Annotated in this window: 17 protein-coding genes; 4 read left to right on the top strand and 13 right to left on the bottom strand. The window is 59.8% G+C overall.

Features of this window, described 5'->3' with window-relative positions:
• Positions 1–112 precede the first annotated feature (112 nt).
• Positions 113–1,372, bottom strand: a complete 1,260-nt coding sequence (locus PPTH39_RS04650; RefSeq protein ID WP_130871690.1) for an ATP-binding protein — start codon at positions 1,370–1,372, stop codon at positions 113–115.
• Positions 1,369–2,052 (bottom strand): response regulator transcription factor, encoded by a 684-nt coding sequence (locus PPTH39_RS04655; RefSeq protein ID WP_095018818.1) that lies wholly within the window; start codon positions 2,050–2,052, stop codon positions 1,369–1,371. Before PPTH39_RS04655 ends, PPTH39_RS04650 begins: the two co-directional genes overlap by 4 nt.
• 183 nt (positions 2,053–2,235) lie before the next feature.
• Here PPTH39_RS04655 and bamA point away from each other — a divergent pair, with 183 nt between their 5' ends.
• The 3 genes from bamA to PPTH39_RS04670 all read left to right on the top strand — a co-directional run bounded on the left by bamA (position 2,236) and on the right by PPTH39_RS04670 (position 5,350).
• Entirely contained in the window at positions 2,236–4,602 is a 2,367-nt protein-coding gene (bamA, locus tag PPTH39_RS04660; protein WP_095024261.1) for an outer membrane protein assembly factor BamA, read from the top strand.
• 93 nt (positions 4,603–4,695) lie between these two features.
• Entirely contained in the window at positions 4,696–5,055 is a 360-nt protein-coding gene (locus tag PPTH39_RS04665) for a type II toxin-antitoxin system RelE/ParE family toxin (protein ID WP_130871691.1), read from the top strand.
• A complete protein-coding gene (locus tag PPTH39_RS04670) occupies positions 5,048–5,350 on the top strand; it encodes an XRE family transcriptional regulator (protein WP_130871692.1) in 303 nt (100 codons plus the stop codon). The genes PPTH39_RS04665 and PPTH39_RS04670 overlap by 8 nt, the downstream gene beginning before the upstream one ends.
• A 4-nt stretch (positions 5,351–5,354) precedes the next feature.
• Here the strand turns inward: PPTH39_RS04670 and PPTH39_RS04675 are convergent, their stop codons facing one another.
• The 4 genes from PPTH39_RS04675 to PPTH39_RS04690 form a co-directional block, all read right to left on the bottom strand.
• Positions 5,355–6,413 (bottom strand): linear amide C-N hydrolase, encoded by a 1,059-nt coding sequence (locus PPTH39_RS04675; protein WP_130871693.1) that lies wholly within the window; start codon positions 6,411–6,413, stop codon positions 5,355–5,357.
• A gap of 22 nt (positions 6,414–6,435) precedes the next feature.
• Positions 6,436–7,197, bottom strand: coding sequence for a hypothetical protein (locus tag PPTH39_RS04680; protein ID WP_095002331.1), 762 nt, complete (start codon positions 7,195–7,197; stop codon positions 6,436–6,438).
• 145 nt (positions 7,198–7,342) lie between these two features.
• Positions 7,343–8,689: a glutamine synthetase family protein gene (locus tag PPTH39_RS04685; RefSeq protein WP_095002330.1), complete on the bottom strand. Its 1,347-nt coding sequence runs from the start codon at positions 8,687–8,689 to the stop codon at positions 7,343–7,345.
• Positions 8,690–8,711: 22 nt separating this feature from the next.
• On the bottom strand, positions 8,712–9,269 hold the full coding sequence (locus PPTH39_RS04690) for a helix-turn-helix domain-containing protein (protein WP_095002329.1): 558 nt from the start codon (positions 9,267–9,269) through the stop codon (positions 8,712–8,714).
• Positions 9,270–9,428: 159 nt separating this feature from the next.
• On the opposite strand from PPTH39_RS04690, the gene PPTH39_RS04695 reads away from it, so the two are divergent.
• Entirely contained in the window at positions 9,429–10,016 is a 588-nt protein-coding gene (locus PPTH39_RS04695) for a LysE family translocator (RefSeq protein WP_130871694.1), read from the top strand.
• Here the strand turns inward: PPTH39_RS04695 and PPTH39_RS04700 are convergent.
• The 7 genes from PPTH39_RS04700 to bcsZ form a co-directional block, all read right to left on the bottom strand.
• Complete coding sequence (locus tag PPTH39_RS04700; RefSeq protein ID WP_095002327.1) at positions 10,013–10,843, bottom strand: AraC family transcriptional regulator; 831 nt, start codon at positions 10,841–10,843, stop codon at positions 10,013–10,015. The two genes, PPTH39_RS04695 and PPTH39_RS04700, sit on opposite strands and share 4 nt — an antisense overlap.
• A gap of 209 nt (positions 10,844–11,052) precedes the next feature.
• Positions 11,053–12,189, bottom strand: coding sequence for an alginate O-acetyltransferase AlgX-related protein (locus PPTH39_RS04705; protein WP_130871695.1), 1,137 nt, complete (start codon positions 12,187–12,189; stop codon positions 11,053–11,055).
• Positions 12,190–12,200: 11 nt separating this feature from the next.
• Positions 12,201–13,616: an MBOAT family O-acyltransferase gene (locus PPTH39_RS04710; protein ID WP_130871696.1), complete on the bottom strand. Its 1,416-nt coding sequence runs from the start codon at positions 13,614–13,616 to the stop codon at positions 12,201–12,203.
• A gap of 18 nt (positions 13,617–13,634) precedes the next feature.
• On the bottom strand, positions 13,635–14,297 hold the full coding sequence (locus PPTH39_RS04715; RefSeq protein WP_130871697.1) for an alginate O-acetyltransferase AlgF: 663 nt from the start codon (positions 14,295–14,297) through the stop codon (positions 13,635–13,637).
• The gene (locus PPTH39_RS04720) at positions 14,294–14,962 is read right to left on the bottom strand and encodes an SGNH/GDSL hydrolase family protein (RefSeq protein WP_095018812.1); all 669 of its coding nucleotides are present in this window, start codon (positions 14,960–14,962) and stop codon (positions 14,294–14,296) included. The genes PPTH39_RS04715 and PPTH39_RS04720 overlap by 4 nt, the downstream gene beginning before the upstream one ends.
• Before the next feature lie 17 nt (positions 14,963–14,979).
• Entirely contained in the window at positions 14,980–18,900 is a 3,921-nt protein-coding gene (locus tag PPTH39_RS04725; RefSeq protein ID WP_095024256.1) for a cellulose biosynthesis protein BcsC, read from the bottom strand.
• Positions 18,876–20,114 carry a cellulose synthase complex periplasmic endoglucanase BcsZ gene (gene bcsZ, locus PPTH39_RS04730; protein ID WP_095018810.1) on the bottom strand — a complete coding sequence of 413 codons (1,239 nt, stop codon included), beginning with the start codon at positions 20,112–20,114 and terminating at the stop codon, positions 18,876–18,878. Before bcsZ ends, PPTH39_RS04725 begins: the two co-directional genes overlap by 25 nt.
• Between the last annotated feature and the right edge of the window lie 3 nt (positions 20,115–20,117).

Raw genomic sequence — 20,117 nt, forward strand, 5'->3', positions numbered from 1 at the left:
GCGATCCCGTAGTATCTACAGGAACACTGCAACTGTGGGAGCGAGCCTGCTCGCGAAGGTCGTTCGCGAGCAGGCTCGCTCCCACAATAGGGCTTGACCTGCAACAGAGTATCTACAGCGGCAAGGTGATTGCCACGCTCAAGCCGCCTCCCGGCAGGTTGCTCGCCTTGATGCTGCCGCCGTGCATTTCCACCGCCCTTGAAGCAATCGCCAGACCCAGGCCAAAACCGCTACCCGTCTCACTGACACCCCGCTCAAACGGGTCGAAAATCCGCTGCAACCGCGATTCTTCAACACCCGGACCCTGATCGTTGATCCGTACTGTCAGGCAGTGGCCCGCCGGGCTGGCTTCAGCCATTACCAGCACCGTGCTGTCGGCACGGGTATGGCGCACTGCATTGCGGATCACGTTCTCAAAGCAGCGATACAACAGTTCGCCACTGACCCGGCTGACAAAGGACGGGCACCCTTCCAGGATCACCCGACAACCCTTGATGCCCGCTTCGAACTGCGCGTCTTCGACTATCAAGTGCAGCAACTCGATGATGTCCACCGGCTCGCGTGCGATGCTCTCGGGCCGCCCTTGCACCCGGGCCAGGGTCAGCAGGGCTTCGATCAGGGTGTCCATGCGCTGCGATTCGCGCTCGATGCGTTCGACCATATCGGCGCGGGACGGGTTTTGATGCAACAACCCGATGGCGGCCTGCATGCGTGTCAGGGGCGAACGCAATTCATGGGAGATGTCATGCAACAAGTGTTGCTGGGCATCAACCAGCAGCTTGAGTTGGTTGGCCATACGGTCGCAGTCTTCGGCCAGGTCGACAATTTCATCACGTCGCGCGCCCATAAACGGCTTTACCCGGGTTTCGAATCGCCCTTGGGCCACATCGCTCATCGCCCGACGCAAATAAGCCAACGGCCAGGCCAGGTAAAACGCCATAAAGCTGCTGAACAGCGCGCTCATCACGGTGCCGATAAGCAATGGCATCAGCCCCGGTCCGCCCTCCCCACCACCGCCATTGCCGGGCACCCGCGTCGACCTGAGCGACAGCGTGAGGCCTTCCTTGCTGATCACCGTGCGCTCGAACGCCGGGCGCACAATCGGCAACCCGGCCAGCAGTTGCCCGCCACTGCCATACACCGCAATGGCCTCGTCATCGGGGTGGTGCCATGCCTGCAGCAACTGCTTGCCAGCCTCGACACCGAACTGGCGCAGCAACTGCTCCTCGCTTTCAAGAATGGTATCCAGATGCGGATTGCCAGGGCCCTGGCGGCTCAAGGTGATAATGCCTATACCGACAAAAAACGTCAGGCTGGTGGCCAGCCAGAAGGCCAGGAACAGTTTCCAGAACAGCCGGCTGGGTTTCATCATTCCGCGATCAACAGATAGCCGAGCCCGCGCACGCTCTGGATCCACGCCTTGGCATCTGGTCGCGGGCCGAGCTTCTGGCGGATGCTGCTGATATGGACGTCGATACGCCGGTCATAGCGGGTCAACGGGCAGCCCAGGGCATTGAGCGACAAGTCCTGCTTGCTCACCACTTGCCCGGCACTGCGGGCCAGCTCTTCGAGCAGGCTGAACTCGGTGCTGGTCACTCCCAGCTCCCGTCCCTGCCACAGCGCCTGGCGCTTGCCGGGCCACAACACCAGCGGGCCGGTCTTGATCACCTCGGTGGTGGCCTGCTCCGCCGGCTGCACCCGGCGCATGATGGCGCGCAAACGCGCCACCAGCTCCCCCGGCGAGCTGGGTTTGGGCACATAGTCATCGGCACCCAGCTCCAGGCCGGTGATGCGGTCGATGTTGTCGCCACGGGCAGTGAGCAACACCACCGGCACCTGACTGCGCGCGCGAATGCGCCGCAGCACTTCGATCCCCGACAGTCGCGGCAGCATCACATCCAGCACCACAATGCTGAATTGCCCGGACAAAGCCTGCACCTCGCCCTCTTCCCCGGTATGCACCGCAGTCGCTTCAAAGCCTTCGCGCTCCAGATACTCACTGAGCAAACCGGTCAGTTCCTGGTCATCGTCGACGAGCAATACACGGATCATGGCGAACTCTTGAAGGGGGGATCTGCCCATTATCGTCCTTGCGGCCCGCAGCGTCATTGCCTGCAGCCAACCTTTACCTAACTTGACACTCGGTTAACCGCACCATACGCCCCGAGCTTTTATGCTGGACCTCCACCAGCCTGCTTGTGCTGTTTGTCGATGTGTCCTGGATAAATGATCTACATGAATTTTGCGCGCCTGCTCTGCTCGGTTGCACTGCTGCTCAATGCCTCACTGGCCCACGCCCAGGGCTTCAAGATTGCCGATATCCGCATCAACGGCCTGCAGCGGGTGTCCGCCGGCAGCGTGTTCGGTGCCCTGCCCTTGAACGTTGGCGAACAGGTCGATGACCAGCAACTGGTGGAATCCACACGCGCACTGTTCAAGACCGGATTCTTTCAAGATATCCAGCTGGGCCGCGACGGCGACGTCCTGGTGATCACCGTAGTCGAGCGGCCGTCCATTGCCAGTATCGACATCGAGGGCAACAAGGCGATCTCCACCGATGACCTGATGAAAGGCCTCAAGCAATCGGGGCTGGCCGAAGGCGAAGTGTTCCAGCGCGCCACGCTCGAAGGTGTACGCAATGAGCTGCTGCGTCAGTACGTAGCCCAGGGGCGTTACTCGGCCGCGGTGGACGCCGAGGTGGTGGCCCAGCCGCGCAACCGCGTCGGCCTCAAGATCAGGATCGACGAAGGCGAAGTGGCCGCGATCAAGCACATCAATGTGGTGGGCAATACCGTCTTCGACCAGGCCGAGCTGGACGATCAGTTCACCCTCAAGACCAGCAACTGGCTGTCGTTCTTCAAGAACGATGACAAGTATGCCCGGGAAAAACTGTCCGGCGATCTGGAGCGTTTGCGCTCGTACTACATGGACCGCGGCTATATCAATATGGAAATCTTGTCGACCCAGGTGTCGATCAGCCCGGACAAAAAGCAGGTCTTCATTACCGTCAATATCAGCGAAGGCGCCAAATACACCGTGCGCGACATTACGCTGCGCGGTGACCTTAAAGTACCCGAAGATCAGATCCACGCCTTGCTGCTGGTACAAAAGGGCCAGGTATTTTCCCGCAAGCTGATGACCTCCACCTCGGACCTGATCACTCGCCGCCTGGGCAACGAAGGCTATACCTTTGCCAACGTCAACGCGGTGCCGGTCCCAAGCAAGGACGGCAACACGGTAGATATCGAATTCGTGGTCGACCCGGGCAAGCGCGCGTATGCCAACCGCATCAACTTTCGCGGCAATACCAAGACCGAAGACCAGGTCTTGCGCCGAGAGATGCGCCAGATGGAAGGCGGCTGGGCTTCGACCTACCTGATCGACCAGTCCAAAACGCGGCTTGAGCGCCTGGGTTACTTTAAGGAAGTCAACGTCGAGACCCCGGCGGTGGCGGGAGTCGACGATCAGGTTGACGTCAATTACAGCGTTGAAGAGCAGTCTTCCGGCTCGATCACTGCCAGCGTCGGCTTTGCCCAGAGTGCCGGCCTGATTCTTGGTGGTTCTATCACCCAGAACAACTTTCTGGGCACGGGCAACTCCGCCAGCCTGGGCCTGACCCGCTCCGAGTACCAGAGCAAGTACAACATCGGTTTTACCGATCCGTACTTCACCAAGGATGGCGTCAGCCTTGGCTACAACGCGTTCTACAACAAGACCGACTACAACGATTACTACGACGATGGCGTGTCGTACTACTCGATCAACAGTTATGGCGCCGGTGCCACCCTGGGCTACCCGATCAATGAAACCTCACGGATCAGTTTCGGCCTCACCGCGCAGCATGACAGCATCGAGCCCGGCACCTACAGTGCCGACGAGATCTATGATTTTATCGACCGCGAAGGCAAGGAATTTACCAATTTCAAGGCCAACCTGGGCTGGTCGGAATCGACCCTGAACAAGGGCATCCTGGCTACCCGCGGATATGCGCAAAACCTTAACCTGATGGTCACGGTGCCCGGCAGCGACCTGAGCTTCTACAAGATCGACTACACCGGCCAGACCTTCCTGCCCGTCAGTGCATCCACCTCACTGCGCTTTCACACCAAGCTGGGATACGGCAACGGCTATGGCTCCACCGATGGCCTGCCATTCTATGAAAACTACACTGCGGGCGGTGAAGGCACGGTGCGCGGTTTTGAAAGCGGCACCCTGGGCCCGCGCAACACCCCGGCCACCGGCACCTATAGCAGCGCCGGGCAGGCGTACTACTCCGACCGCGACACCGAGGCGCTAGGCGGCAATATCATGATCACCGGCGGGGTCGAGTACCTGTTCCCGATGCCCTTTATCAAGGACAACAAATCCCTGCGCACCTCGCTGTTCTGGGATGTGGGCAGCGTGTACTCGGACAAATGCTACCTGAGCACCACCACCGGCTGTGACGGCGTGGACCTCAGCCAGATGGCCAGTTCCGTAGGGGTGGGCGTGACCTGGTACAGCCCGATGGGCCCGCTGAGCGTCAACCTCGCGCTGCCCATCCGCAAACCGGATGATGCAGAAACACAGGTGTTCCAGTTCTCCATGGGGCAGACGTTTTAAAAGCACGACAGGTGATCGCACGGGCTTGAGCCACTGGTCATCTGGCGATCAGGCGCGCTTGATAGATGTACCATTTTAGGTACACTCAAGTTCATGACTGGAATCCCTCCCATCCTGACGGTTGCATTTTTTAGCACCGAAGCCGGTAACGAACCCGTTCGCGAATGGTTAATCGGCCTTGGGCGCGAGCAAAGACGACTGATTGGCACCGATATTAAGACCGTGCAACTTGGCTGGCCGATTGGCATGCCGGTTGTTCGCAAACTGGAGCCAAAACTGTGGGAAGTTCGCTCTGATCTGGATGGCGTCATTGCCCGTATAATCTTTACGGTAATCGGCTCACAGATGATCCTGCTTCACGGATTTATCAAGAAAAGTCAGAAAGCCCCGGCGGTGGATCTGCAAACCGCCAGGCAGCGCCATGCAAAACTACGAGGTACCGCACATGAATAACCATATCGGCTCCGACTTTGACGACTTTCTTTCGGAACAAGGCCTTGCAGAAGAGGTTTCGGCCGCCGCACTCAAACGCGTTATTGCCTGGCAGATAACCCAGGCCATGAAAGAGCAGCACGTCAGCAAAAAAAACCTGGCCGACCGCATGCATACCAGCCGCACGGCGGTGGATCGGGCGCTCGACCAGAATGACCCAGGCATGACCCTGGCCACCCTGGCCAGCGCCGCACGGGCATTAGGCCAACGCGTAGAAATTCGTCTGGTTCCGGAGCACTCAGCCGAACAAGGTTAACCCCTTACGCCCCTTCAAACTTGAAGGCCTGAGTGGCCTTGAAGCGGCTTGAAACCTCCCCGGAGTAAATGGTGCTTTGGTCCGGGCCCAGATCCAGTTTTTTGACCGCGCCTGTAGCCCTGGTGAAATCGATCTTGTTCAAGTCCACCCAGAAGGTGTTTGGTGTAATGGCCGACTCGAAAAAGTACAGCCCCTGCTTGTGGTCGATTACCGAGCGCCAGCGCGTCGAGGAAATATTCGGCTCGCCGGGAGTGGTGATGCCATACGGCACTGAAACGTTGCGGATCACGCTGAATACACTGGCCAGCGACAAGCGCGAGTCCTGGTTTTTCGGCACCGCATTGACGTAAAACGAGGCCCGGGCAAAACGGTCCGCCGAGCGATTGGTACCCGGTAGCATTACCGTCCCGCCGATGGCTTGCCAGTAGGCGTTCATGGCCAGTTGGGCATCGAACGCCGGGGAGTTGGTCATGACCTGATAGCTGCGATCATGGTGGATCACCTGCTTTCCATCGATAAACTCAATGATGGCGCTGTCACCCGATGCATCGGACATTGAAAGATGCAAGGTCGCCAGGCGACTTTCACCCGGCACATTGGCGGTAACCACGGTAAAGGGTTCAGTCTTGAGCACCGCCACCGCTTCGGCAACGCTGCTGAAATTGTCCAGTACATACTGGGCCCAGGCGGCAATGCTCAGCCCCGGTTTACCCTGATTGACCGGCGGGTACTCGGACTCGACCAGCCACAGCAGGTTAGCCGACAGCCCCGCTTCGTTGACGCCGTCGGTGGTGGAAATGTCATAGCCGCTGGCAATCACGCTGCCGTACTTTGATGTCCACTTCAGCGACCCCGGCCCTACTTCACCTGTGCGCTGCATGCCCTGGGGGAAGATCCACAGGTTGGTGGCCACGTCGGTTTTCCAGTCCATCGAACGCGCCGTAATCACCCTGTCGTTGTCCCCCAGATACACCAGGCGGGTACAGGCAGTAGCCACCGGCAGCGCCAGCATAAAGCCCGCCAGGGCCAGCGTCAGGTTGCGGGTGTGTTTGAGCAGTTGCATTCCCTTGTCTCCTCGGTGCTTGTCAAAAGCGCATGGACAGGCCCAGTACCGGGCCGCGCTGGGTCACGTCGTACTTGAACTTGTTGCCGGTAAAGTCGGTGGTGCGGTAATTTTGCGCCAGAACCCGATAGCCGACGCGGATGATCGTGGGGTGATCGGCCAGGTACATGCGATAACCCAGATAGCCCTGGGCGTTCCAGGTTTTCTTTGAGGAGGTATCCAGCCCGCCGGTGTCGGTTTCACCGGACAGGGTCCAGCGGTCGGTCAGGTCAGCCTGCATGCGCAGCCCCACGAACGGGTCGGTCCACTCGGTTTTTTTCTTGGTGCTGAACCCCAGCGAGTCAATGTCCAGCTTGGTTGACAGCTTGGTCCAGCGCACACCGATCGTAGGTTCGACACGCCAGGTGCGCGGCTCGCCAAAAATCGTTTGACCACCCAACTCATACTCATAGGCCCGGTAATAGGTGCCGACAGCCAGGGTGCTCTGGGTGATCGCCAGGCCCACCTTGCGCCCGTACACCCGTTCGGACTGATCGGTTTTAGCGTGGACGCCGTCGATATAAAAACCCAGTGTGCGATTGGTCAATTCCAGATTGCCCATAAATACCGTGCTCAGGTTTTCCCAGACATCCGCAAACGGAACATCAACCTTGGTATTGACCCCGCCAAGCGCCGCCTGCCCGCTCATGGAGGGCGCCCAGACAAAGGGGCTGGCCAGCAATAACCATTGTGAGTCCGCAGGCTGATCAGCATGTGCCACCTGCACGAACAGCAACAGCGGCAAAGCCGTTGCAGCTCTATTGAACCTTGTATTTTTCATCGCCCTGACTGACCAGCATCTGATTTGATCATTAGGTATAGCAGCTCTCACCTGAAAACCTGCTGTCAGGAGTAGGCATTGTTGCGATCAAAAACTCTTGTATGGGTTTTTACATAAACCAGCGATATTCCCGGGCACTGATTTCCTGCATAAAGGCCAGATGATCCTGGCGCTTGTTCTCGCAGTACACATCGACAAATTCGCCGCCCAGCCCTTCACGCAGCTGCGGCTGGTGCTGCATGGCGCGCACGGCCTCAAGCATGTCCAGCGGGAAGGCGATGCCGCTGCTGCGGTCTTCGTTCAGGGGCAGGATCGGCTCCTTGCCCGCTTCCAGCCCGTGTTCGAGCCCCACCAGAATCGCCGCCAATACCAGATACGGATTGGCATCAGCGCCCGCAAGGCGATACTCGACCCGCAGGTTTTTACTGTCCGATTCCGGGATACGCAAGCACGCATCGCGGTCCTCATACCCCCAACTGGCCTGGGTGGCGATATTGGTCGTACCGCCCAGGCGGCGAAAAGCATTGTGGTTAGGTGCAAATATCGGCATGCACGCCGGCAGTAATTCCAGGCAACCGCCGATAGCGTGGCGCAAGGGCTGCTGCTGGTTGGCCGCCAGCAAGTTGTTGCCGCCCGCGTCGTACAGACTGACATGCACATGCATGCCGCTGCCCGGGTGCTCCAGGTAGGGTTTGGCCATAAAGCTGGCGCGATAGCCATGCTTGAGCGCCACCCCGCGGGTGCTGCGACAGAACAGCGCCGCCCAGTCCGCGGCACGCAAACCGTCATCGAGGTGAGCGAAATTGATTTCGAACTGCCCCGGGCCCAGCTCGGCCGTAATCACGGTGGCATCAATCCCTTGGGCCTGGGCCGCATCGACCATGTCATCCAGCACCGGGGCAAAGCGCGACAACCGCTCGATATGCATAGTGGGCTGATCGTCGGCATCATCGCTCAAGTGATCACGGGGGAACTGCGGCAAGCCATCGCGCAGCTTCTTGTCGAACAGGTAGAACTCCAGCTCGAACGCCACCACCGGGCGAATGCCTTTGCGCGCCAGCCGGGCCAGCACCCGGGCCAGGACTTCGCGGGGCTCAAAGACGATCGGCTGTTCAGTGCCGTCAGAAGTGATCAGCATCTGGCCCAGGGGCTTGTCTTCCCAGGTCACCGGCTTGAGCGTGCCCGGTACCAGACGCCGCACGGCATCCGGGTCGCCATCGTTGAAACAATAGTCGCCTATCTTGAACAATCCGCCCTGCACCCCTAGCAACACACAGTTCTGCGGCAGTTTCAGGACGCTGCCGGCCGCGACTTTTTCCAGCATGTCGATGGGGTAACGCTTGCCGTAGAAATGCCCGGGGATATCCAGGGAGATCAGGTCGACATAACGCACCTCGGGGTTGCGCTGACGAAACGCACGCACTTCGGCCAGCAGATCAGAGCAGGCAGCATCCATCTTCAAGGTTCCTTTGTTGTTATCAGGTGTAAACCCACAGCACGCGGGCAAGCTGCTGTGTCAGGTTGGCGTAGCGACAGCGCGTATGGCTGTCGAACTGGAAACTGTCACCGGCATTGAGGGTGGCAGGTTCAGCGTCGTCGCCCAGCCACAGGGTCAATTGCCCTTCAATGACATAGCCGCCCTGCTCCGAGCTGTCGGTCATAAGCCGTTCGCCGCTGCTGGCGCCGGCTTCCAGCAGGCTTTCGAGCATGGAGAACGACGCACGGATTTGTGGCGAGACCAGGATATCGGTGATGCCGTTGCCCAGGTACAGCGTGCGTCGCTCGTCCGGGCGGGTCACCCAGGGCAACTGCTTGGGCTTGGGCAAACTGTAGAAATAGGTGGTGGGCACACCCAGGGTTTCACTGATGGCCGTCAGGTCGGCCACCGTGGGCTGGGACAGGCCGCGCTCGACCTGGGACAAAAAACCCACGGAGCGGCCAATTTTATCGGCCAGTTCCTTGAGCGTGTACTTCTTGTGCTTGCGCAGGTCGTGGATAAGGATGGCCAGGGCGGCCATCTCTTCTTGCTTGTTCATCCCGGGCCGCCATGAAATTTAAATCATTTATTTTCATGAAAAAATACAGATTAAATTTCATAAACGCAAGGTGCCTCCGTACAGGGGAGTTTTGTTCAATACGCTTGGGTCCGCGCCCCATAACCTCAGGGCTCAACCTTGGAGCGGAGAACAATAACGATGAGCGTGCTGATTTCAATGGCGGCGTTCGCCCTGGCAGCCTCCATCTCACCGGGGCCGGTGAATGTGGTGGCCCTGAGTTCGGGTATGCAGTTCGGCCTGGGGCCCAGTCTGCGCCATGTGCTGGGGGCCACCGTCGGTTTTGTGGTGTTGCTGCTGTTTACCGGTTTTGGCCTGCATGAAGTGCTCAAGCAGTGGCCGATCCTCACCGACCTGATCCGCTGGGCCGGCATGGCATTTTTGTTGTACCTGGCCTGGAAACTGGCGATGGATAACGGCCGCATCGAGTTTGGCAGGGACGCCCGGCAGCCATCGTTTTTTACCGGCGCCGCCATGCAATGGCTCAACCCCAAAGCCTGGCTGGCGGCGGTTGCAGGTATGGGCGCGTTTGTTTCGGGGGGCGAAGCCACGCTGATCTGGGCATTTGCACTGATCTACTTTGTAGTCTGCTACCTGTCAGTGGCCTGCTGGGCCTACACCGGCGCCTTTCTGAGCCGTTACCTGCACAGCACCCGGCGCATCCGCCTGTTCAATCGCGGCATGGCGGCCATGCTGGCGGGCTGCGCGGTGTCCTTGCTGTGGTTTTAGCCCTTGTACTGCCCGGGCGTGGCCGCGAGGTGTTTTTTGAACACCCGCTGGAAATGCGCCTGATCGGCAAAACCGGTTTGCTGGGCGATATCGGCGATCAACGCCCCTTCGCGCAGTTGCGCCTGGGCATGTTGAATGCGCCGATTGATCAGATAGGCGTGGGGCGTCATATGGTAACGCTGCTCGAAGGCACGGATCAGGTAAGCCTCCGACAGGCTGGCGGCGGCACAGATATCCTGCAGGCGAATGGTGTGCAGGAAACGCTCGTCGATAAATTTGGCGGCGCGCTCCACCCGTGCATTGGCGCTCTTGCGAAGCACCAGCGGGCCGCCCAGTTCCTGCTGCATCGCTGAAAAGAACTTGACCGCCGACTCGTGCTTGGCCAGCCCCTCGAGGTGCGGGTCGACCAGCTGCGCATACAGGGCGGTCAGGCCATTGAACAACCCCGGCGAGCGGGTGTGGGTGGCCGCCAGGGGCTGGAACACCCCGCTGGCCTGATCGTCAAACGCCTGTTGAATGCCTGCCAGCCACTGCGCATCGACATACAGCATCACATAGGACCATGGCTGGTCGTCCAGCGGATTACAGGCGTGGACATCTCCCGGGTTCATCAACACCACCGTGCCGGCGCTGATACCGTGACTGGTTTTCTCATGCAGGTAAGTGCAGCAGCCGGAGGTGATGGCGCCGATGGAGAAAATCTCGTGGGAGTGTCGGGCATAGCAGACCTTACGGCCATCGGCGATGGAGCGCGCTTCGATAAAGGGCAACTGCGCGTCCCGCCAGAACCGGGGTGTAGCGCAGTGTGTTGACGGGCTTGCGGGCATGGTAGCGTGACCGTGATGGGCAGGTGTCTGATCACCAGACTAGCACCTTGGCTGACCGTCCGTAGCAACTGCCGCAGGAACGAGGCTGCGTTCGGTTGCGAAGCGACCGTTAATCCTGCGAGTCGGGTTTACCTGGCACACCGCAGTGCCTGATTTTGCGGCGACTGCGTCGCCGGACGCAGCCTCGTTCCTGCGGCAGCTGCTACGGGTTACAGTTTTATTGGCTCGCTGTAAGGCGTCTGCAAATCACGCTCGGGGATTTCCCAGATCACCAGTTTTGGCGGTGTCTGTTTGAAGGCAGGATTGCTGAAGTAGCCATTGGCACCACCGGAGAACTCGCCACCGTCCTTGGAAAAGTCACCTATCGGTGCGCCAAGGGCCTGTTGCAGAAACTCGGCAAAGTTGGAGTTGCGCGAGAACGATGTGCCGATCAAGGCAACGTTGGGCAGGTTGTCATCGCCAAACAGATCATCCAGGTTATCTGCATCGCTTTGGGATAAATCGACTTTCTCACTGAACCGGCTGGCCGCCACCGATTCTACTGCGGGTTGCAACCCCACTGGCAACCATTCAAGACCGGCCAGCCGCACCAGATCTCCCGGGCGACGCGCCGGGTCTTGCCGGGCAATTTCATAAAGCTTGTGCGGCGTGGCGCTGATCCCCATTGCCTGTACCTGCACGGCAATGGCCCTGGCTGCCGCCGAGGCCCCGGCTTCACTCCAGTGGGTATCAGTGCGCAGATAGGCATCGCTGCCCACAGACTGAAGAACTGGCGCGAGATCCACAGCGCTCACCCCTGCCTTGTTCAATCCCTCAACCCAGGCTTCGGCGCGATGTTGCAACTGTACCGGGCGGCGTAAATCACAGAGTTGCGCACTGGCAATCCGGCTCTTGTCCGGCACCACGGCCACCAGCAAGCGGATACCACGCCCGGCTAACTGCTGCTGGATTTGACGCACCGCTGCTGCCTTGGTTTGAGCATTAACCTGAGCATGACGATTGATGCGCATTTCATCGGTCAAGAACAGCCAGCCCGTACAGCCCGGACGCACCCGCGCGCCGGTGTCGTGGAACAGCAACCAGCTGGCGCCACGCTCCAGATCGGCCGCCTTTTGTGCAACGCCGGACTCGGACAACTGCTTGGCAATTCTGTGGGTCACCTCGCCATGCAGCACCGCATCACGGCTCAGGTCAGGGGCAAGCATCTGTATTTTGCCGCTGGCAAACAACCACAGGGACGAGGCAAAGCTCGCCGCCAGAAACAGCACAAACACTGCGCCGCCAAATCTGCTCACACTGGCAGTGAATTCAGTGGCTACAGCCGGTTTGGGCGATGACGAGGACATGGGCGCGACCATTAGAACTGGAAGTACAGAAAGGGCACCGCTTCACGGCTCGCTATCAAGGCGAACGACAGCAGAAAACCCGCGACTGGCCACAGCGCCGCCATCGGCGCAAACCAGAATTGCGCACCAAAACGCTCTTCATACCGGCGCTTGAACAGCGGCGCGATGATGCACGCCACCCCCAGCAATGCCGCCAGGCCGTGAGCCGAGCGCAGGGTCACGGCCAGCGCGTCGCCCAGGGCAAACTCGTGCAAACCCAACTGAGCGGCGTACATATTCAGGGCCGAAGCAAAATCCTGAGCGCGGAACAAGGTCCAGGCCATAAACACAAACAGCAGCGTCAATGTATGTGACAACCATGACGGAATGCTCGGCAGGCTGGAACGCGACCACAACCGGTCCACACACAGCGCAATACCGTGGGCCGCGCCCCATAGCAGGTAGTTCCAGCTGTCACCGCCATGCCACAGCCCCGCAATGGCCATGGTCAGGAACAGGTTGCGATAGGTTTTCCAGGCACCGTTGCGGTTGCCGCCCAGGGCGATATAAAGATAGTCCCGCAGCCAGCTGGACAACGACATGTGCCAGCGCCGCCAGAAGTCCTGAATGCTGCAGGCCAGATACGGCTGGTTGAAGTTTTCCGGGAAATGAAAACCCAGCATCAGGCCCAGGCCAATGGCCATGGCGCTATAGCCTGCAAAGTCGAAAAACAGTTGCAGCGAGTAGGCCAGGCAGCCGATCCAGGCGTCGACAAAAGAGGGGTTGTCGAGGTGAAACGCAACATCCACCAGCGGCGACAGGGTGTCGGCAACCAGCACTTTCATGCACATGCCGATCATGAAACGGCGCGCACCCAGGGAGAAATTCTGCCAGTCGAAATAACGTTGGGTGAGTTCGCGACGCACCCAGTCATAACGAATGATCGGCCCCGCAATCGAGTGGCCGAACATCGAGATATAGGTGGCGTAATTGATAAAGCTGCGCTCCACCGGCACGGTGTGGCGATGTACATCCACCAGATAGGAAATCGCCTGCAGCACGATAAACGAAAGCCCGGCGGGCAGCGCCACCCGCTGCCATTCCAGCGGCATCGCCCCCGGATACGTGATCCAGTCGATCCAGGTTGCGGCCAGGATATTGGCGTACTTGTACCAGCACAGCACCGCCGTGTTGAACACGATCAGCGCGATCAACAGCCGCACCCTGCCCCGGGAGTCCTCACGACTGCGATCGATGAGCAACCCGCCAAGCCATGCCACGACCGTCAATGCCACATGCAACGCGAGGAACATCGGGTTCAACCAGCCATAGAACAGCCAGCTGCCGATCAACAGAATCACGTTGCGCCACTGCGGCTTGCCCAGGGCGTAGACCAGCATAAAGGCCGGTAAAAACAGCGTCAGGAACTCGAGTGAGGCGAAGACCATGGTGGCGGTGCAATCCGATCAGTGGGACAGAGTATCCGTGGTGCTCAACAGGCGCGGCCCGCTGACAGAAGGCACCAGCAATACGCTGTAGCGCTCGCCCGCCTTGAGCATGCCCAGATCCAGCGGCGCCCCCACGTTGGTATTGGCGCACACCAGTTGTACCGACAGGTTCACCGGGTTGATCGAACGTCGCTGCAGGCTGGCCACCGGTACTGCCTTGAACAGATCGCCCGTGCGCCCCGCGGGACGCAGGCTGGCATCGCTGCAGGACTCGTCGACATTGACGAACGCCAGTGAAGCCTTGAGGCCGTTGAAGTCATCCGGTGTTTCGCGCACCGCGACTTGTTCGATCCCGTCGCCTTGCGGCACCACCACAATGGTCGCGAACTCACCGGGCTCGACCTTGAGGTCCAGGGCCAACCGGTGCGCACCACTGGCCAGCGAGCCCTTGACGGCCTTGCCCGAATCCACCGGGAACAACAATGAAGCAGGCGCTGCCGTTTCAAGGCGCAACGGTGGTTGCCCGGGCTGGCCCATTACGTCCAGAGGGGCAGCGGTGGCGTTGACGAAGCGGATAAAGGCGGCGTCCTGATCGGGGCCAGTGGGGTACAGCGCAACGTCGGCAGCCAGCGCATGCGCGCTGCAAAACAACACTGCCGTGCTCAATACAGCTCGGATCACTTGTTTGCACCCTTGGCACTGACCGCTTCAGGGGGCAGCTTGCCCAATGCATCACCGATGGCGTTGGCCCAGGATTTGTAACCCGCTACAGTAAAATGCTGGCCGTCAGTGGTCACCCACTGCCCCGGCTTGGAAAACTCCAGCGAATCGATGTAAGTACAAGGTGCAACATTGGTCGCCAGGAACGCAGATATCAGCTTGGTGCGGGCATCGTTCTTCTTGTACATGCCACCTTCCTTGCCCCACGCCGGGCCTACCCAGGCGCACTTGGCGCCATTGGCGGTAATTTCCTTGGCCAGGGCAGACACGTTTTGCCACGCCCACGCCTTGGGAAACACCGGCTTGTCGTAAGAGGCCATAGTGTCTGCAATCACCAGCACCACCAGATCCGGTTTATCCGCTGCAAGCAACTCCTTGATCGGCGTAGTGGTCGCGTCACGCCCCCTGATCACAATTTTACCGTTACCCTTTTCTTCGGCTCCACAATCGACTTTTTTGGTAATCAACCAATCGCCGGCACTGGCACCGCACGCGCCAATCGAGTGCACATTTGCGCCCTGCTGGGTCAGGTTGGCGTGCAGCGGCTCCATCAAACAGTTAGGCAGGCTCATGTGGCTTTCCCCTAGAACAAGAAGGGTCATACCGGCAAGAACGGAAGAAGGCATTTAAAGTCTCCAGGACATCAATTGGAATAAGGCGAACTGTATGGGCTGACCGGCAGCTCCATAGGGCCATTCATATTTTCAAACATATAGCGCAGGTACATCGCCCCGGTGATTTGCTGGTAGTCCTGAGCATTATCCAGACCCAAATTGGCCCCCAGGAAAACGCTCGACCCGAACTTGTACTCACCGGCAGCGGCCAGGCTGTAACCGACGCCAGTCTTGCTCTCGCCGGAGTAGCGCTGGTCGTTGGTGGCCTGCATGTCCTTGTCACCGGGGAAGTAGTCGGCACCGGCCTGATGGGTGTACTGAACGCCCACCGAGCCCTTGACCTGGTAGCTGAAGCGATCGGTGCGCTGCGACCAGGCCACCGGCACGCCCAGGGCAAAGTAGCTTTGCGGGCTGAAGTAGCCGCCGTGGCCATAGGTAAAGAAGTTCTGGTTGTTCTCAAAACTCATGCCGGTAGCGCTCAGACCCAGTGTCAGCTTGCTGTCCTCGGTGTTTTGCAAATACCAATACACTCCACCGCCCAGTTCGGCACGGCTGTTGGATTCGACGTTATGACCCAGCAGCTTGTGCCAGGCGCCGTAGCCATAGGCGCCGACAGCCTGGTTGTCATAGCTCAGCTGACCACGGCCGCCGTTAGCCGTTACGCCACCCCACGTCTGCCCGGTGCGCTCATCGGTGGTACCGGCGAATGACGTTACGCTGTCGATCACCGGGCGGCGTGAAACATTGACGCCATAACGCACATTGGAATTGCTGGCGAGCGGGCGATCGACACTCACGCCACCGGCCACGGTGCTGTATTGAAAGCCGATCGGCGTGGTACCGAGGTCGGCCTTGATCCCTTCATCCGGGCGAGCGTAGCCAACGCTCACACCCACACCACTCTCACGCTGGGCGCCAATCCCCTCGGTTGACTCTTTGCCACTACCAAAGCGTTCGGCGGCATAAACACCCACCCTACCCGCATTCAGGGACACCGGTGTCACACGTACGGCGATACGGTTGTCACCCGCCGGAAAGTTAATTTCCAGCGGTGTTTCGATATCGGTCATTTTGCCAAGGCCAGGCTCACTGTCGTTGTTGCGAATAGTGACGCCCTGGGTCACGTAGGCACTGCGCTCCTGGAGGATACTGTCCAGCGCACGCTGGGCCGAACTGGCTTGGTCCACCGCCACATTGACCGTGCCTTGGGGTAAAAATGGATTAGCCCCGGCACCAGCATTACGTCCCACCGGCAAGGTGCCATTGCCTGTCCTGGAAGGCAGGGGTTGCCCCGGATAGACATCGCTGGCCAACAGCGCATTGTCGTCTGCCATATAAGCGCTCGAATCGAGCGTGGTTTGGGCGGGCGCGGGAATCGCATCGATGGCCCCACGCCCCATCTGATTGGCTGGGCCCGACAAGCCGGCGAACGGGTTCGGCGCAACGCCAGATACGCCGGCCTGAGCCGTAAGGTTGCGTTTTTTCTCGGTTTGCTCGATGTCCACGGCCTTGCGCAACAGGTGCGCAGCCTGAGCGCTCTTGCCCATGCTGCGGTAGATTCGTGCCGCTTCGGTCAAAGACTGCGGGTCGTAGTTTTGCAGTTTCACAAACTGCTCCAGCGCACGCTCGGCGTAGCCGTTATCTCGGGCCAGAACCGCAGCGTCCGCGGCATTGAGGAGGATTTGCGGATCGTTGGGCTGACGTTGCAGCAAAGGCTTGTACAGCTCAAACGCCTTGGCGTTATTGCCGCTGCTGACGTACATCCGCGCCAGCGCCGAAGTCGCACCGGCGTCCCCAGGCCGCGATGCCAGCGCCGGTGCCAGAGTGTCATAAGCGCCCGCCAGGTCACCGCCTTCACGCAGCAGATCGGCCTGACGAATGCGGTACTGATACAGCAGGTCGTCGAAACGTTTGCGTGTGGCAACGCTCATTCGCTGGTTTTGCAGGCCGCGCAGGATCGAGTTGACCTGGGCATCATTACCCGTCTTGAGCAGCAGATTGGCGTACTGCAACATCAAGTCGGCGGAAGGTGTCGGTGTCTGGTTGATCACATCGCGCATCATGGTCAACGCTCGCGTGGAATCTCCTGTGTCCACATAAGCCGAGGCCAGCGTTGCCATACGATCCGGACTGCGGCTCGCCATCGGTTGCAACCGGTCGAGCAGTGCCAGGGCTTCCTGACGCTGGCCACGCTTGGCCATGGTGGCAGCGAGCTTGACCTGCACCGTCAGCGTGATCTGATCCGCCAAATCGTTCATATCTGCGGTGCGACGACCCACTGGAATCCGGCTTATGGCAGCCTGGGCAGCGTCCCACTGCTCCATTTCCACTGAGAGCAGAGCACTGGTATAGAGGGCGTCAACATCTGTCGGATGGGCTTTGAGGTAGCTGTCGATCAGAACGCGGGCTTTTTGCGGCTCACCGGTTTTCAGGTAAAGGCGGGCGAGATCAAAACGGGTCCAGACGTTGTCCGGGTCATCTTTGACCGCTTGCACCAAAGCTTGTTGTGCGCCCCGGGTATCGCCACGCTGCTCGGCCAATGCCGCAGCCTGCGTGTAGCGCAGCGCACGCAGTCGACCGCCACCGCCCATTTCGGCCTGCTGGGCCGGGGTCAGGGTATCTAGCAGGCGCAAGGCCTCATCGGCCTGCCCCGCTTGCGACAGAACATTGACCAGCCCTTGTACGGCCTGAGCATTGTCCTTCTGCACACTCAGCACCTGACGGTAACTGGCTTGAGCCTCATCGAGCTGACCGTTCTGAGCCTGAATATCCGCGAGGGCCAAACGTGCCTCGATGCCCCTGGGGTTCACTCGCATTGCCTGGGCAATGCTTTCCCGGGCCTTGGCGGGCTGGCTCTTGGCCTGGTTGCGCGCCTGTTGCAGCAAAGCCCAGTAGCGCACGTTATCCAGCGCCGGCTTCCAGCGCGAGCCGCCGTTGCCGATAGCGCGGTTCAAAAGTTGCTCAGCTTCGCTCAGACGGTCCTGTTGCTGACGCACCACACCGAGCCCACCCAAAGCATCAGGATCATTCGCCTTGTTTTTCAAGCGTGCGGCAAAGGCTTGCTCGGCACCCGCCTGATCACCTTTATCCAACGCCTTGAGCCCACGCTCGACCAGCGGATCAGGTTGCCAGGCCGGTACACGGTCTGCAGTGCTGGCTTTCAATTTACCTTTGTTCAGCAGGTCACGAATTTCCTGATCATCTGGATGAGCCTTTAAAAAGGCTTCGAACAACGGCACCTGGGCAGCACTCGGCGGACCGGACCAGACCAGCGCCAGACGCCAGCTTTCATCAGCGTCACCGCCGATGTCGGGCCGGGTCGATAGCTTGGCCAGATTACGGATACCTTCAGGGCGACTGTCTTCGTAACGAATCAGTTGCTTGGCCAGAAACAGCGCCAGAGTCGAGTCGTTGGGCGTCTCGCGCAGCAAGCGCTCCATGCCTTTTCGCGCTTCTGGCCAACCTGCAGGATTGAACGCCAGGTTGTTGTAATACTCACGTCCCACCGTGCCTGACGGTGTGCGACCGGCAAACAGTTTGGCAAACACCTGAGTCGCCTCATCTCGCTGATCGCTATCGACCAGACGTCGGGCCTCATCCAGCAGTGCTTTGTTCTGCGTCTCAGTCAGGGCAATATCCTGTTCCAGCTGCGCCGCCAGCCACGGTCGGGGCGACAGGGCCTGCAAACGCGCCAGGTATTGCCTGGCTTGCTCGGGCTTGTTCTGTTTGAGGCTGGCAAAGCCCATACCATAAAGGGCATCCACTTGATTGGGGTCCAGACGCAAGACTTTTTCCCAGGCCTCGGCCGCCCGTTGTGCATTGGCGCGGCCTTGCCAGTACTGACCCTGTTCGACCAGCCGCGCTTGCACGTCGCTGGTATCGGCGTGGACGGCTGTGCCGATGACTGCGGTTAGAATCCCGATGGCTAGTGCGTGGCGGTGCGGACGCATGACGTCTCCCAAGACAGTTTGAGTGTTCCGTCATCACGAAACTGAAAGCGGTTTTCTGCCCAGCCGAGTGCGAACAGGCTAAGCATGACGTTGTAATACAAAGGCTCGGTACGTTCGCCATCGGCCTGCCCCAGCGCCTTCGTGAGGGCTAGCTCGGTTCGACGCTGCTGGGCTTGGGCAAGCCAGGGCTGGCCTTTGGCCTGGAAGTAAGGAATCAGCGCGGCGGAGAAGCCGAACGGCCCCTGCCCCTCTAGCGTACCGCTCCTGACCTGGACCTTTTCCGGTGGAATGCCAGTGGAAGCCGTGCTGTTCGCCATGCCCTCCAGTCGCGCCAGCAACGGTGCTGCCAGCACATCGGATTTGGGCGTCATGCCTGCCCACAGGTAAACGCGAATCGCGTCGTAACTGCCCAGTTCGCCATTAACCGGATCGACCACGAACAGACCGCTGTTCGGCCCGGTGGCACGATAGCCGATCCAGTCGGCAACATAGCCCTTGGGGCTGGAAGCCTTGACCATTTTCACGGTGTTTTCGGCAATTTCTTTCCACGGCCCGGCCGGTGCCTGCATGGCCAGCCGCCGCAGCAACGGCAGCGGCAGATAGCTGGGATTCAAGCGCCACAGATGATCTGGCTGCACAAAGCCTTGAGGCCCGGGCAACACCATTTTGCCCAGACCGGGCAAGCTCACGACCAGTTGGCTCTGGATGTTTTCAAGCAGATGCAAGGCTGCCTCGCGGTAGTCCGGGCGCTGCCACAGACGTGCCGCTTCGAGCAACGAATAGGCAATCCACAAGTCCGAATCGGACGCTGAATTGGCGTCCTGCAATTGCCACGTCCCGTCCTTGCCCTGCCCCCACAACCAGCCTGGCAAACGCGTGCTCACGTCGGCGCCAGCCATATTGGCCAGGGTCCATTGCCATAACCTGTCAAAGCGCGCCTGATCATTGCCGATCAACGCAAATAACATCCCGTAGGACTGACCTTCGGAAGAGCTTTGGTTGAGCTGTGGGCTGGACTCCAGCATACGGCCGTCAGCCTGTACAAAGCGCGAAGCGTAGGCTTGCCACAGCGGCCAGTCGGCTTTTTGGCACCTGGTGTCCTTGGCCATCGCGGGGGTCAGGGCGATACCTGCCAGAGCGCCTGCCAACCACAGCAGCGCACGATGCAGGCGCCGCGGTGAGGAATTAAAACGTTTGATCGCGAAGAACCCCATGAG

It is taken from the genome of Pseudomonas bubulae (assembly GCF_900618535.1).
Taxonomy (GTDB): Bacteria; Pseudomonadota; Gammaproteobacteria; order Pseudomonadales; family Pseudomonadaceae; genus Aquipseudomonas; species Aquipseudomonas bubulae.